The sequence below is a fragment of the Brevibacillus sp. YAE8 genome (assembly GCF_057543335.1).
On record NZ_BAAIYG010000033.1, the window covers coordinates 35,386 to 49,323 of the forward strand.

General features: G+C 54.3%; 11 protein-coding genes. All 11 read left to right on the forward strand.

The window, feature by feature from the left end; genetic code table 11:
* The first annotated feature begins 3 nt into the window (after nucleotides 1-3).
* Nucleotides 4-1,626, forward strand: coding sequence for a DUF3880 domain-containing protein (locus AC27IT_RS24560; protein WP_487092151.1), 1,623 nt, complete (start codon nucleotides 4-6; stop codon nucleotides 1,624-1,626).
* 234 nt (nucleotides 1,627-1,860) lie between these two features.
* Nucleotides 1,861-3,510: an AraC family transcriptional regulator gene (locus AC27IT_RS24565; protein WP_327944315.1), complete on the forward strand. Its 1,650-nt coding sequence runs from the start codon at nucleotides 1,861-1,863 to the stop codon at nucleotides 3,508-3,510.
* Between the two features lie 109 nt (nucleotides 3,511-3,619).
* Nucleotides 3,620-4,627, forward strand: coding sequence for an iron-hydroxamate ABC transporter substrate-binding protein (locus AC27IT_RS24570; RefSeq protein WP_487092152.1), 1,008 nt, complete (start codon nucleotides 3,620-3,622; stop codon nucleotides 4,625-4,627).
* A gap of 20 nt (nucleotides 4,628-4,647) precedes the next feature.
* Nucleotides 4,648-5,655 (forward strand): FecCD family ABC transporter permease, encoded by a 1,008-nt coding sequence (locus tag AC27IT_RS24575; RefSeq protein ID WP_005832560.1) that lies wholly within the window; start codon nucleotides 4,648-4,650, stop codon nucleotides 5,653-5,655.
* On the forward strand, nucleotides 5,648-6,667 hold the full coding sequence (locus AC27IT_RS24580; RefSeq protein ID WP_007779360.1) for a FecCD family ABC transporter permease: 1,020 nt from the start codon (nucleotides 5,648-5,650) through the stop codon (nucleotides 6,665-6,667). Before AC27IT_RS24575 ends, AC27IT_RS24580 begins: the two co-directional genes overlap by 8 nt.
* 99 nt (nucleotides 6,668-6,766) lie before the next feature.
* Entirely contained in the window at nucleotides 6,767-7,333 is a 567-nt protein-coding gene (locus AC27IT_RS24585) for a nitroreductase family protein (RefSeq protein ID WP_221843114.1), read from the forward strand.
* A gap of 281 nt (nucleotides 7,334-7,614) precedes the next feature.
* On the forward strand, nucleotides 7,615-8,844 hold the full coding sequence (locus AC27IT_RS24590) for an MFS transporter (protein WP_007779357.1): 1,230 nt from the start codon (nucleotides 7,615-7,617) through the stop codon (nucleotides 8,842-8,844).
* A 114-nt stretch (nucleotides 8,845-8,958) separates the two neighbouring features.
* Nucleotides 8,959-9,351: an MmcQ/YjbR family DNA-binding protein gene (locus AC27IT_RS24595; RefSeq protein ID WP_197187049.1), complete on the forward strand. Its 393-nt coding sequence runs from the start codon at nucleotides 8,959-8,961 to the stop codon at nucleotides 9,349-9,351.
* Nucleotides 9,352-9,479: 128 nt separating this feature from the next.
* Nucleotides 9,480-10,862: a sigma-54 interaction domain-containing protein gene (locus AC27IT_RS24600; RefSeq protein ID WP_327921340.1), complete on the forward strand. Its 1,383-nt coding sequence runs from the start codon at nucleotides 9,480-9,482 to the stop codon at nucleotides 10,860-10,862.
* Nucleotides 10,863-11,365: 503 nt separating this feature from the next.
* The gene (locus tag AC27IT_RS24605; RefSeq protein WP_221843116.1) at nucleotides 11,366-12,748 is read left to right on the forward strand and encodes a GntP family permease; all 1,383 of its coding nucleotides are present in this window, start codon (nucleotides 11,366-11,368) and stop codon (nucleotides 12,746-12,748) included.
* Nucleotides 12,749-12,811: 63 nt separating this feature from the next.
* Nucleotides 12,812-13,597: a 3-hydroxybutyrate dehydrogenase gene (locus AC27IT_RS24610; RefSeq protein ID WP_005832572.1), complete on the forward strand. Its 786-nt coding sequence runs from the start codon at nucleotides 12,812-12,814 to the stop codon at nucleotides 13,595-13,597.
* Nucleotides 13,598-13,938 lie beyond the last annotated feature (341 nt).

The window sequence follows — 13,938 nt, forward strand, 5'->3', positions numbered from 1 at the left end:
CACATGAGAATTTTGTTTTTGGAAAAGTGCCAGGCGCTCCTTCACGGTTTGCCGTACGGGTTTCACGACGCTGGCCATCAGGTGCTGATTTCCGGGCTGTTGACCGAGCGGCATCTGCCTGCGTTGTTGCAATCGTTTCGGCCGTCCCTCATCGTCATGACAGGCTGGGGGCCAGAGCTGACCTTGACGCAGCAAGCGTACTTGTGCGAGCAGATCAAGCAGGCGCAGGTGCCCTTGGTCTACTGGGCGGAGGAAGACCCGGCTTTTGTCCACATCTGGTCACTGCCTGTCGCGCTGCGCATGCAGGTTGATTTTGTCTTTACCGTCTCGCCGGAAACGGTTTTGGTCTATCGGGAGGCCGGAATCCGCGCTGCGCATATGGACTTCGGCTACGACGAGCAGTTGTATCAGCCTGGCGAGAGCGGGAACGGCCCACGCCTGCCTGTGGCAGTCGTATCTCCAGCTTGCCCGTACATGTATCGGCATCAGTTGGAGCACGATCTCGCGGGTTCTTTGCACACGCTCATCTGGCCGTTGCTGGCGCTGGGGATTCCCGTCCGTTTTTACGGCAAGGAATGGGGGCAGATGAAGCCTATTTCTGGCTTGAACATTCCGCGCGACTGGATTGTGGAGCAGCCAGGCCGGATGGAGGCACGGCAGGTCTATCGGCAAGCCGATATCGTCATCGAGGTGCAGTCTTTAGAAAAGCCAATCTCGGAGCGGATGCTGCAAGCAGCAGGAAGCGGCAGTTTGCTGCTCGCGCGCGACTCTATCGGGCTGAGGCGTATTTTTACTCCCGGCCATGATATGCTGGCATCGTCCTCGCCGATACAGACAGTGGATTTGCTCCGGCACTATCTGGAGAGGCCAGACGAGAGAAAAACGCTTCAGGCGCACGGACTGCGGACGGCTCGTTCTCATACTTACGGGCAACGCGCGCGATTTATGCTTCGCACGCTCGTGGAGGAAGGGATTTTGGCTTCCGATGCGGCCGATTGCGTGCCTGGTGCCGGGGAGCATGGCTGTCCGGGACAGCCGCTTTGCGTGAGCGACGCACGGCATACAGTCAAGCCGGGAGAAAGCCTGTGGCAAATTGCCTGTGCGCACGGCACGACGATCGGAGCGCTTCAGCAGGCAAACCGGCTCGTTTCCGACGTGCTCCATGTCGGTCAAATTTTGCGCATTCCGCATAGAACGGCAGAGGACGGGGAGCAACTTCCGAAAATAAAGAAGTGGCTGGATAAGGCAGCCCGCCTGTTTCAGCTCGATTCGCTGCTGCTTTACGGGATCGCCTATGCGGAATCTGATTTTGGCCAAAATGCAGGCATGAGCAGGGCGGGGGCGCTCGGGATCATGCAGCTCAAGGAGAGGACCGCCCGCGGACTCGGCGTGGATCGAACGGATCCGTGGCAAAACATTTTGGGCGGCGCCATGTACATCAAGGAGATGCTGTATGAATTTGACGGCGATCTGCCGATGGCGTTGGCTGCGTACAACTGGGGGCTGAACCACGTCTGGCACGCCGTTCGCCAGGGGGGCAAGCAGTGGCTGACGCTCGCCCCGGAAGAAACCCAGCATTACGTCATCAAAATCATGAAGTACATGAGCGAGGCAGGCAGACGGTGAGCAGCCCGCTAGAAGCCTGATATCGCGACGGAAAAGCTCGGCCTTTTTGGAGGTGGAGCTTTTTTCATTTCGGGCGCTGCTAATAATTGAAGATAGGAAGCTCGGCCCTATTTTGATATACTTTTAGCACGATATTGAGAATTATTATCAAAATGAATAATTAAAGAAACGATTCGTTTTTACATAAAAGCAGTCCGTTGTGAACTATTCCGTAAGGCAAAAGGTGTGACAATGATGAGCGATAGGCAAGCCTTGTTTCAGGAGTTTACAGAGCATGTGATGGCGGATGTCATTTTCAAGCTTCGCGATATTGCCTGGGTAAAAGGGGACGAGCATGAGCGTCTCCGCCAGCAGTTTACGAACGCGCACATCTTGCTGGTCGTCACCGGGGGGCGAGGACGCCTGCGTTTGGAAAACGTGGAGCATCAACTGCGTCAGGATGCCATCTACGTCTGCCCGCCGATGAGCACCTTCGGCATCGACCCGGACTCCGTAGACGACCTGCGGATGTACGTGTTGCGCTTCGATGTTTTTATGGAGTCCAGAAAGCGGAAAAGACATTTGCGCGCTTTGCGGGAGGAACACGAGTTTCCTTTGGTGGGCGAGGTTTCCGTCCGATCCGCCGGGCAGCTTGTCATGCATTGCGATTCGATCGCGGAGCAGTGGCAGCAGGATGGGGGAATCGACCGTTATCGCAGCCAGATTTTGTTTCAGGAGCTGTGGTACCACATCGCGAAGTCCGTCGATTTTACTGCCCAGGACTCTGCTACGGCGCTGGAGCGGGCCCGCGCCTACATGGAAGAGCATTACTCGCAAAACATTACGATCGAGCAGTTGGCGCGCATCGCGGAAGTAAGCCCGAAATATTTTGTGGACTTGTATAAAAAAACGTACGGCGTGTCCGCGATGGACTACGTCACCGAGCTGCGCATCAGCCGGGCGAAGCAACTGATGGCGCAATCTCACGCAAAGCTGCGGGAAATCGCGCACCAGGTAGGCTACAGCGACGAGTTTTACTTCAGCCGCAAGTTCAAAAAGGAAGTGGGCGTTTCTCCTACTGTTTATATGAAAAGCCGCAATCGCAAAATCGCCGCCTACAGGGCGCCGCTCATCGGCCAGATGCTCGCGTTGAAGATGATTCCGTACGCGGCGCCGCTCCACCCGAAATGGACGGCCTATTACCATCAGAACTACCGCTACGACATTCCCGTCCATCTGAGCGCCTTTCGCCAAAATGAAAATTGGAAGGCGAACATCGAGATGCTGCAGGAAGCCAGACCAGACGTCATCCTGTCCTTGGACAAGGCCAACGCGCAGGAGCGAGAGCAGCTTGGCCGGATCGCGCCGACGCTGTTTGTGCCGTTTGAAGCGCTGGGGTGGCGGGAGCAGTTGCAGATGATTGGCGATTTTTTGGGCGAATCGGCAGAAGCGGAGCATTGGCTCGCCGCGTATGACGAAAAGCTGGGCAGAGCGCGGGAAGGACTGCGGCAAAAGCTGGGCGACGAGAAGTTCCTCATTTTGCGCGTGTTCAAACACGAGCTGGCAGTGCACTGCAACCGCAGCATGAACGACGTTTTTTACAACGGCCTGCAAATGAATCCCGCCTACGTCACGCAAGCGAAGGTGTACGACCAGCCTGTGACGCTGCAGGAAGTAGCAGCGCTTGACCCGGACAGGATTTTGCTGCTCGTGTGCCAGGAAGCAGAGACGCTGGAGCATTTCCGGCTGCTGAAGCTGTCGGTGCATTGGCAAGACTTGAAGGCCGTCCGCAACAATCGGACGCATCTGATTACGTCAGACCCGTGGCGGGAATATTCGGCGATGGCCCATGAACGGATTATCAATCAATGCGTGAAGCTGCTTTCAGGAGATCGTCCATGTTGATTCTGGATATCGTCCATGGTCGAGGATACGCAGATGCTTTATAATCACGAATGATAATCGTTATCAATCACAAATATTACACAAATATGTGAGAGGGGCTTTTCAAAGGATGAAAAAGATATATCTTGGTTTTAGCGTCGCCATGCTGGCAATGGCACTGACTGCGTGCGGCGGACAGCAAGCAGCGAACTCCAACGCTGCAAACAACAACGCAGCACCTGCTGCAACTACCGCAACGGCAGAAAAACCTGCGGCAGAGGCAACCCAAGCGGAAACGCGCACGCTCAAATATCTCGATAAAGAATACACCGTTCCAAGCAAAACCGAGCGCATCGTCATCACAGGCAGCATGGAGTCCATGGAAGACGCGCTCGTGCTCGGCGTAAAACCGGTAGGGGCAATTTCCGTCGGCGGCAAATTCCCGGAGATGTTTGCACCAGTAACCGGGGAAGCGCAATCCATCGGGGAGAAAACCCAACCAAACCTGGAAACCATCCTGTCCCTGAAGCCAGACGTCATTCTGGGCAGCAGCAAATTCCCGCCAGAAATGATGGAGAAATTGGGCAAAATCAAAACGACTTTCCCGGTTTCCCACATCTCTACCAACTGGGAAGCAAACCTGCTCTTGCTGGGTGAGCTGACTGGCAAACAAGCGGAAGCGCAAAAAGTGATCGATGACTATAAAAAAGATGTAGAAGCAGCCAAAGTACAACTGGGCGACAGCTTGAAAGACAAAAAAGTCGTCGTGATCCGTGTACGTGGCGGCAGCATCAACATCTATCCGGAAAAAGTGTTCTTCAACCCGTCCCTGTATGCTGACCTGGGCCTGACAGCTCCGGCGGAAGTAAAAGCCGCGAAGGCACAAGAAGTCGTGTCTCTGGAAAAATTCAGCGAAATCAACCCGGATTACATCTTCGTCCAATTCTCTACTGACGAGAACAAAGACAACCCGAAAGCTCTGGAAGATTTGCAAAACAACCCGATCTGGAAGAGCATCAACGCTGTGAAAAACGGCAAAGTATTCGTAAACGTAGTCGATCCGCTCGCACAAGGCGGAACAGCTTGGAGTAAAGTAAACTTCCTGAAGGCCGCTGTTGAAAAATTGTCTGCCAAGTAGGAGTAGGCGAGGTTAATCGCATGCAATCGAAAAAAGCAGTACCTATCCTCATACTTGCGGTTTCGCCCATAGCGATTGTGCTCGTGATCGTGCTCTCCGTTTTGTACGGGGCCAAGCAGATCGACGCGTACACCATCTATCAGGCTCTCTTCCAGTTTGACGAAGGGAATGTGGACCACCAGATCATCATGCACTCCCGCCTGCCGCGAGTGTTGGGCGCACTCATGATCGGAGCGTTTTTGGCAATATCGGGGGCACTCATGCAGGGGATGACGAGGAACTACCTCGCGTCCCCCTCTATTATGGGGGTCTCCGACGGATCGGCTTTCGCCATTACGCTTTGCATGGTGCTGTTGCCTGCTGCATCGAACACGACGATGATCTTTATGTCGCTCGCCGGATCGGCAGCAGCGGTAATGATGGTACTCGCTTTGTCCAGGTTGCTGCCAAACGGTTTTTCGCCTGTTGCGTTGGCTGTGATCGGGACGATCACGGGAACATTTTTGAGCAGTGTCTCGGCGGCAATCGCTTCGTACTTTCAAGTCTCGCAAAACGTCAGCTTCTGGTACAACGCCCGGCTTCACCAATTGGAGCCAGGGTTGATCTCGCTTTCGATTCCGTTTGCAGTCGTCGGCATTGTCATGGCCTTGCTTTTGTCCAAGTCCATCACGATTTTGTCGCTGGGCGAGGAAATCTCGCTCAGTCTGGGACAAAAGACGATGCTGGTCAAAGTGCTGGCTACGGCGGCCGTCGTCATTCTCACGGGCATTTCGGTCGCACTGGCCGGAAAAATCGGCTTTGTCGGCCTGGTTATTCCGCACATCACCCGTTTTTTGGTCGGGCTCGATTATCGCTGGATCGTTCCGTGCGCAGGCGTCTTGGGCGCCGTTTTCCTCGGGCTGGCGGACGTGCTCAGCCGCTTCCTGAACAGCCCGTTCGAGACGCCGATCGGAGTGGTGACTGCGTTTATTGGCGTACCGTTCTTCCTCTATCTGATTTACAAGAGAGGGGGAGGCAAGCATGCCTGAGAAAAAAAGCAGGTTTCGTCTGCTGCTGACAGTGAACATTCTCCTGATTGTTGCGGCGATTTACATCAGCCTGACAAATGGGGTGTTCGACATGTCGGTGATGGATGTGGTTCGCACTTTGCTGCGCATCGAACCGTCCGCCGATCACGATCTCGTCATTTTCGATTTTCGCTTGCCGCGCATCGTCATTGCGGCTTTGGTAGGCTTTGGCCTGGGCATTGCCGGGGCCGTCATTCAAGGCATTACCCGCAATGGCCTGGCAGACCCCGGGATTTTGGGGATCAACGCCGGGGCAGGTGCGGCGATTGTAGCGTTCATGTTTTTCTTCCAAGGAAAGTTTACGGAGGCAAGCTGGTTTTCGATCATGGCGATGCCGCTTTTCGGTCTGACCGGGGGCTTGCTCGCCGCAGCGCTGATCTACATGTTCGCCTGGCGCAAAGGAACGCTTGACCCGCAACGGTTGATCCTGGTCGGAATCGCCATCGGCTCAGGTTTGGGCGCTGTGTCGCTGTATCTGTCGCTGAAAATGAATCCGAACGATTTCGAAATGGCAACGGTGTGGCTGACAGGAAGCATCTGGAATGCGAACTGGACCCACATTACGGGCATGCTTCCGTGGCTCATCCTGTTGTCCCCGGTCCTCTTGCGCAAGGCGCACGTACTCGATTTGATGCAGCTTAGCGAGGAATCGGTGAAAAGTCTTGGGGTGTCGGTAGAAAAAGAGCGCAACCGGTTGCTGCTGTCCAGCATCGGGATCGTCAGCGCGTGCGTCTCTGTGTCCGGCAGCATCGGCTTTGTCGGCTTGATGGCGCCACACATCGCCAAGCGCTTGACGGGGATTGCGCACAGACACGTCCTGCCGCTGTCCGGTATGATCGGGATGTTGATGGTGGTGGCCGCAGACTTTATCGCCAAGACCGTGTTTACCCCTGTCGAGCTGCCGGTGGGGATCGTCATCTCGATTATCGGCGTGCCGTATTTCTTCTATCTGCTCAGCAGAGCGAGAAGGTAGCATACATGTAAAAAAGCCATTTTCATAAAGCGAAAAAGAGAGCGCCACTTATACGAGGGGCGCTCCTCTGGCTTTAGGGGAGAAAAGGGAGGAACAAAAATGGAACTGGCAAAATTGATTAAGGAGCGCCGCTCGATTCACCGCTTTGAAGATCGCGAGGTAGACCCGGCGCTGGTTGCCGAACTGTTGGACACAGCCGTTTGGGCGCCGAATTACCACATGACCCAGCCGTGGCGCTTTATCGTGACGTACGGCGAAGGGCGCAGAAGAATCGCCGAAGCGGTGCGGATCATGAAGGAAAAACGTGAGCTGGACCCTGCGAAAAAGAAAGAAGTAGGCGAGAAGTTTTACAACAAAATCATGGCGATTCCGATGCTGATGACTGTCATCATGACGGAAAGCCCGAACCTGATCGAGCGTCAGGATGATTTTGCCTCGACGAGTATCGTCATCCACAACTTCAGCTTGCTTGCCTGGGAAAAAGGCATCGGGCTGACCTGGGAGACGTATCCGTGGATTCACGAGCCAGAATTTCGCGAAGCGATGGGCATTGCTCCTGGCGAAAGAGTGCTGGGGAACCTGCACATCGGCTACCCGGCGGCGATTCCCAATCCGCAGCCGCGCGTTCCGGCAGCGGAGCGAATTACATTTGTAGACAAAGCATAGGACAAGATTTCCAGATTTTTTCTTGTCACGTTATAACTTTTTGTGGTACTATTGGATCATTCTACAAGGAAGGGTGACCATCAAGCCAATGATCTACTAACTCCTATTTCCACAAAAGCAATCGGATAATGACGATGCGTTTTTTGGATGGGAGTAGTACGTGCATATTGGCGAATAGATGGTAGAGCCTTTGTCTTTCTTGCAGAAGGTTTCTATGTCTTTTTGGTGTCAGTATGTAATGCCTCCTGTCCAGATCGCAAAATGGATAAGGAGGCTTTTTTATGTCTAATATGCTGCAGAACCGCTATGTCAGGGCCATTTTGTTGTCGGGCCTGTTTTTGCAAATCGGGATTTGGGTGCGCAACTTTGCCATCCTGCTTTACGTGATGGACCATACCGGAGGCGACCCGTTCGCCGTGTCCATGATTTCGGTAGCGGAGTACGCGCCGATTTTCCTCTTCTCGTTTCTCGCCGGGACGTTTGCTGATCGCTGGCGGCCGAGACGGACGATGGTCTGGTGCGATCTGCTCAGCGCCTTGTCGGTGGTCGCGGTGCTCATCACGTTTATGCTCGGAACGTGGAAGGCGATTTTCTTCGCTACGCTGATCTCGGCTGTGCTCTCCCAGTTTTCCCAGCCGTCAGGGATGAAGCTGTTCAAGCTGCATGTGCCTGCTGAGCAGTTGCAAGCCGGGATGTCCGCCTATCAGACGATCTTTGCCATTTTCATGGTGCTCGGCCCGATTGTCGGCACATTCGTGTTCCAGCAATGGGGAATGGAAGCATCTATGGTCATTACGGCCATCGCATTTCTGGCTTCTGCTGGCGTGCTGTACCTGCTGCCGCCTGACCGCGTGGAGACAGAGGAGAAGAAAGACTCGGCTCTGCTTGCGGAAATGGCGAGCGGAATCCGCTACGTGCTCTCCAACCGGGTGCTGTCGCTGCTTGGCGCCTGTTTCATGGCAGCAGGGCTCGGCATTGGGATGGTGCAGCCGTTGGCGATTTTCCTGGTGACAGAACAGCTCCATCTGCCGAAAGAAAGCCTGCAATGGCTATTGATGGTGCAAGGTGTGGGCATGATTGTAGGAGGGGCGCTGACGATGGCGCTGGCAAAAAACGTTCCGCCGCAAAGGCTGCTCGTCATGGGCATGCTAGGGAACGCAGTTGCCCTGGGCATTTGCGGGGTGTCTACGCATCTGTGGCTGACGCTTTTGGCCCAACTGGTTGCTGGATTGCTTTTGCCGTGCATCCAGATCGGGATCAATACGATGCTGCTCAAATATACGGAAAGCTCCTTCATCGGGCGGGTTAACGGGATTTTGACCCCGCTGTTTACAGGTTCTATGGTCATCATGATGAGTATAGCCGGGGTGTTGAAGCTGCACCTTCCGCTCGTCGCGATCTATACGATTTCGGCAGCGCTGTTCATTATCGGCTTGAGCTTTATTTTGCCGCTGTATCGCATGAAAGAAGGAAAGGCCGGAGCTGATGCAGAACAGATTGGATCATATTGAGGCTGCATGAGGTTGGCAGCGTGTGCTGCGGTGGCGGCAAATGCTCTGGCCTTGTCCCAGGCGCGAGCGAGGCTTGAGCCAGAGCATTGGAAAAAAGAGCGGGGGTGCGGTCAGGTGGCGCATGAGCGGATTTCATCTAAGGAAGGTCTGGCTATGGAAGCGGCCGTGAGAAAGCTGGCGGTCCGTCTGCCGGAGGTAACGGAACAGGTGGATGGTTTTGGGCACACGTCGTTTCGGGTAAGCGACAAGCCGTTTGTCATTATGGGCGAGGGCGGTGCTGACGGGCCAGCCTTGTCCTTCAAGGTGCTCAAGACGACGCAGGAAATTTTGCTTGCGCAGGAGCACTTTTACAAGACGCCTTACATCGGCCATCACGGCTGGGTGTCCATCCGCGCCAAAAATATCGCGGACTATGACATGCTCGCCGACTATTTGCTGGAAGGCTATCTGTGCGCAGCCCCCAAGCGTCTGGTCAAGCAGGTGCAGGCGAACGCGCAGGCACAGTAGAGCGGGCTTGTGGGTGCTTTTCGCGGGAAAAGGCAGGCTTCCCCTGATGTCTCCTGCTATAATTCATAAGTAACGAGCTGTGAACGACCGTTCGGCACAGCGATATTCCAGGCAAAGGGGGAGCCGTGTTGGATTGGAATCTCCAGCAAATCAGCAAGCTGCTCGAGGTCGTCTTCGAGAATGCCCATGAGCCGATGATTGTGACGGACAGGGACGGCAAAATCCTTTTGATGAATCGGAGCTATCGGGAATTTTTGAATGTGCAGGACGTCATCGGCAAGCCAGTGACGGACGTCATCGAAAACACGCGCATGCATATCGTCGGCCAGGCGGGCGTCGCGGAAATTGCGGATATCCAGCAAATCAAAGGGCAGAAGATGATCGCCCACCGCATCCCGATCATGGACGAGGGCAAGGTCATTGCCGTGCTCGGGACGGTGCTGTTTCAGGATGTGCAAGAGCTGACTGCCCTGGCCGCAATGGTCGATCAGTTGAAGGACGAGCTGACTTACTATAAAAAAGAACTGCGGCGCAGGATGGGGGCGACCTATCATTTTGACCAGATCGTCGGGTACAATCAAAAGCTGCAGGAGCTGAAAAAATTCGCCCAAAAGGTGGCGACGAGCGATTCGACGGTGCTGATTACCGGAGAGAGCGGCACGGGCAAGGAGCTGTTTGCCCATGCGATTCATGCGCAGAGCAAGCGGAAAATGGGGCCGTTCATCCGCGTGAACTGTGCGGCGATTCCTGATTCATTGCTGGAGTCCGAGCTGTTTGGCTATGAAGAGGGAGCGTTTACCGGAGCAGTGCGCCGCGGGAAAAAAGGAAAGTTCGAGTTGGCCAATCACGGAACGATCCTCCTGGACGAGATCGGAGACATGCCGCTGCCGCTGCAAGCCAAGCTGCTGCGGGTGCTGCAGGAAAAAGAAGTGGAGCGGGTCGGGGCCGTGCGGACGACGCCGATTGATGTGCGGGTCATCGCCTCTACCAACCTGGATTTGCCGCAGCGCATCAAGGAAGGCAAGTTCCGCGCCGACCTGTACTACCGCTTAAACGTAGTCACCCTGTCGATTCCTCCGCTGCGGGAGCGGCTGGAGGATTTGCCGGAGCTTGTTTCCAACCTGCTCAAACAACTGAGCGAGTCCACGGGCGTCACGGTCAAGGTGATCGACGAAGACGTGTGGACGGTGCTGCGCGGCTATTCCTGGCCGGGAAATGTACGGGAGCTGCGCAACGTGCTGGAGCGGGCGCTGCATCTGGTGGAGGACGATGTGCTGAAAAAGGAGCACATTTGGCTGCCGGCTTCTGACGAGGTCGCGCCAGTTGCTGCTATTTCTCCGTCCGGCAGGGAGCTGCGGCCGCTCAAGCAGTTGATGGAAGAGACGGAGCGGGAAGCGATTTTGCTGGCGATGCAGCAGGCCGGAGGAAACAAGCTGGAGGCGGCAAAGCTTTTGCAGATCAGCAAGTCCAGCTTTTATGAAAAGTGGGAGAAGTATCAGCAGAAGAAATAAAGGCAGTGTTTTTAGAAGCTGGGACATGGCGGACAAGCCGCGGTCCCGGCTTTTTTTGATCGAGAGAGGCGCTGTCGCTGTAGAGGCCGGAGGGGCTGGAGGGGCAGGCGACGTTCACGCGAGAAAGCTGGACGGAGCCAGGTGGTGTGCTAACTGTCGTCCCTTGTCGCATTTTGCTAGATTCCGCGTTTCCGGAAAGAGAAAAAGAGAGAAGGCGGACAGCGGCAGAAGGTTTTGACTTTTCGGGCAGATGGATTTCGCGGTGATTTTTGCTAGATTCCATAAATGCGGACGCGTTTTTCCGGAAATCCGGAAGTTTTTGCAAGCGCTATCATTTTGCTGTTGCTGTCCGTTTGGCGCAAAGCCGCGTCTGATCGCGATTTGTCGGAATTTGGCCCACGTTGGCACGATCCATGCAATTCAAGAGAGGATGTAAGCGATTTCTTTTGGTGGGTACACACACTATGCTCTCCAGGCGGAGGGCCATTCGAAAGGAGAATTGTATGATTATTGAAGTGTTGTCCATCGTGATCGCGCTTGGTCTGTTGATGTTTTTCGCGTACCGGGGCTACCCTGTTATCGTCTTTGCCCCGATTTTTACGCTGCTGGCAGTCGTGATGTCGGGAATTGCGCTGCTGCCCAGCTACACGGAAACATTCATGACCAACGCAGCCAACTATGTGAAATCATTTTTTCCTATCTTCCTGCTTGGTGCGATTTTCGGAAAAGTGATGGAGCTGAGCGGTGCCGCTTCGTCGATCGCGCATACGATCGTGAAAGCGCTTGGCTCCAACCGGGCGATTTTGGCAGTTGTTCTGGCATGTTCGATTTTGACGTATGGCGGGGTGTCGCTGTTCGTCGTCGCTTTTGCCGTTTATCCGTTTGCCGCAGCGATCTTCCGTGAAGCAAACATTCCTAAGCGCCTCATTCCGGGAACGATTGCGCTCGGGGCATTCACCTACACGATGGATGCTTTGCCGGGAACGCCGCAAATTCAAAACATCATTCCTACGACGTATTTCGGTACGGACGCCTATGCGGCTCCGGTTGTGGGGATTATCGGCGCCATCATCGTTTTTGTAGGCGGGATGGCGTGGCTGGAACGCAGACGCAAACAGGCGGCTGCCGCCGGAGAAGGCTATGGCGAAGGACATTCGAACGAGCCGGAGTTGGTGAAAACCGAAACGTACATGAACATCTGGGTAGCGATTCTTCCGCTGGCGCTCGTGCTCGTCGGCAACTACCTGTTCAGCCGTGGCATCTGGACGGTCGAAAACTGGTATGACGCTACGATGCTCAAAGATTCGTTCAAAATTGAAAAAGTGAAAAACGTCGTGTCGTCTTGGGCACTGATTATTTCTCTTAGCCTGGGGATCATTGCAGCGCTGCTCATTAACGTGAAGCAGGTCAAAACGAAGCTGGCAAGCGGTTTGACCGCAGCAGCCATGGGTGCTTTGCTGGCGATCTTCAATACAGCGTCCGAAGTTGGCTTTGGAAACGTCGTGAAAACATTGCCTGGCTTCAAGCTGATTCAAGACTGGATTTTGGGTGCGAGCGACCATCCGCTCGTCTCGGAGGCTGTAGCGGTAAACGTGCTGGCAGGTGTGACCGGATCGGCTTCTGGCGGGATGTCGATTGCACTTGAGGTCATGGGCAAGCAATACCTGGAGATGGCCAACGCCGCCGGGATCAGTCCAGAGCTGTTGCACCGGATTGCTTCCATGGCTTCCGGCGGGATGGATACGCTGCCGCACAACGGAGCGGTCATCACGCTGCTCGCCATCACCGGCTTGACGCATCGCCAGTCGTACAAGGACATTTTTGCCATCACCATTTTGAAAACAGCCGCCGTATTTATACTGGCCTTCGCTGTTTCCATTTTCTAGGTTCGCAACATAACATCCCGCATGGACGGGGATAGACAGCATGCCGGAGAGGAGACAAACCATATGGAGAAACTATTGAACAATCAAGTGGCATTGGTAACAGGAGCAGCGAGCGGGATCGGGCTTGAGATTGCCCGGACGTTTGCGGCAGAGGGCGCCAAAGTCATGCTGCTGGACTTGAACCGGGACGCTGCGGATGCAGCTTCTGCCCGCTTGCAAGAGGAAGGCTATGAGGCGATGAGCTTGAGTGCCGATGTCACGAACGAGGAGCAGATACAAAAAAGCATCCAGCAAGCCGTGGAAACTTTCGGCAAGCTCGATATTTTGGTGAACAACGCAGGCCTTCAGTTTGTCTCGCCGATTGAAGAGTTTCCTACGGCCAAGTTCGAGCAGATGATCGCCATCATGCTGACAGCGCCGTTTATCGCGATCAAGCACGCCTTTCCCGTGATGAAACAACAGGGCTACGGGAGGATCATCAACATGGCTTCCATCAACGGCTTGATCGGCTTTGCGGGGAAAGCTGCGTACAACAGCGCCAAGCATGGAGTAATCGGCTTGACCAAGGTGGCGGCGTTGGAGGGGGCTGCAGACGGCATTACCGTCAATGCGATCTGCCCAGGGTATGTCGATACGCCTCTGGTTCAAAACCAACTGGCTGATCTGGCCAAAACGAGACAGGTGCCGCTGGAAAAGGTCATGGAAGAAGTGATCTATCCATTAGTTCCGCAAAAGCGGCTGTTACAGGTGCAGGAAATCGCCGACTACGCTGCGTTTTTGGCGAGCAAGAAAGCGCAGGGCATCACCGGCCAGGCCGTCGTAATTGATGGCGGATATACGGCGCAATAAGCTTCATACAAGGAAAGCAGGGGCCTCTTGTTTATGGAGGCCCTGTTTCATTGTCCAAAGTTTTTTTGATAAACTAGCAAAAAGCTCTTGTATTCTATTTTTAGATGTGATAGATTATTCCTTGTCGCCAAGAACGACGACAAAACACGAGAAAAGATAACAACTTTCGATAAAAAAGTTCTTGACTCGTAAACAACGAACGTGATAAGATATGAAACGTTCGACAAAAAATGCTCTTTGAAAACTGAACAGCGAAAGCGTTGATGAGTCTATCATTAATGATTTGCCAGCTTTGAACCAGTAACAAACTTTATTGGAGAGTTTGATCCTGGCTCAGGACG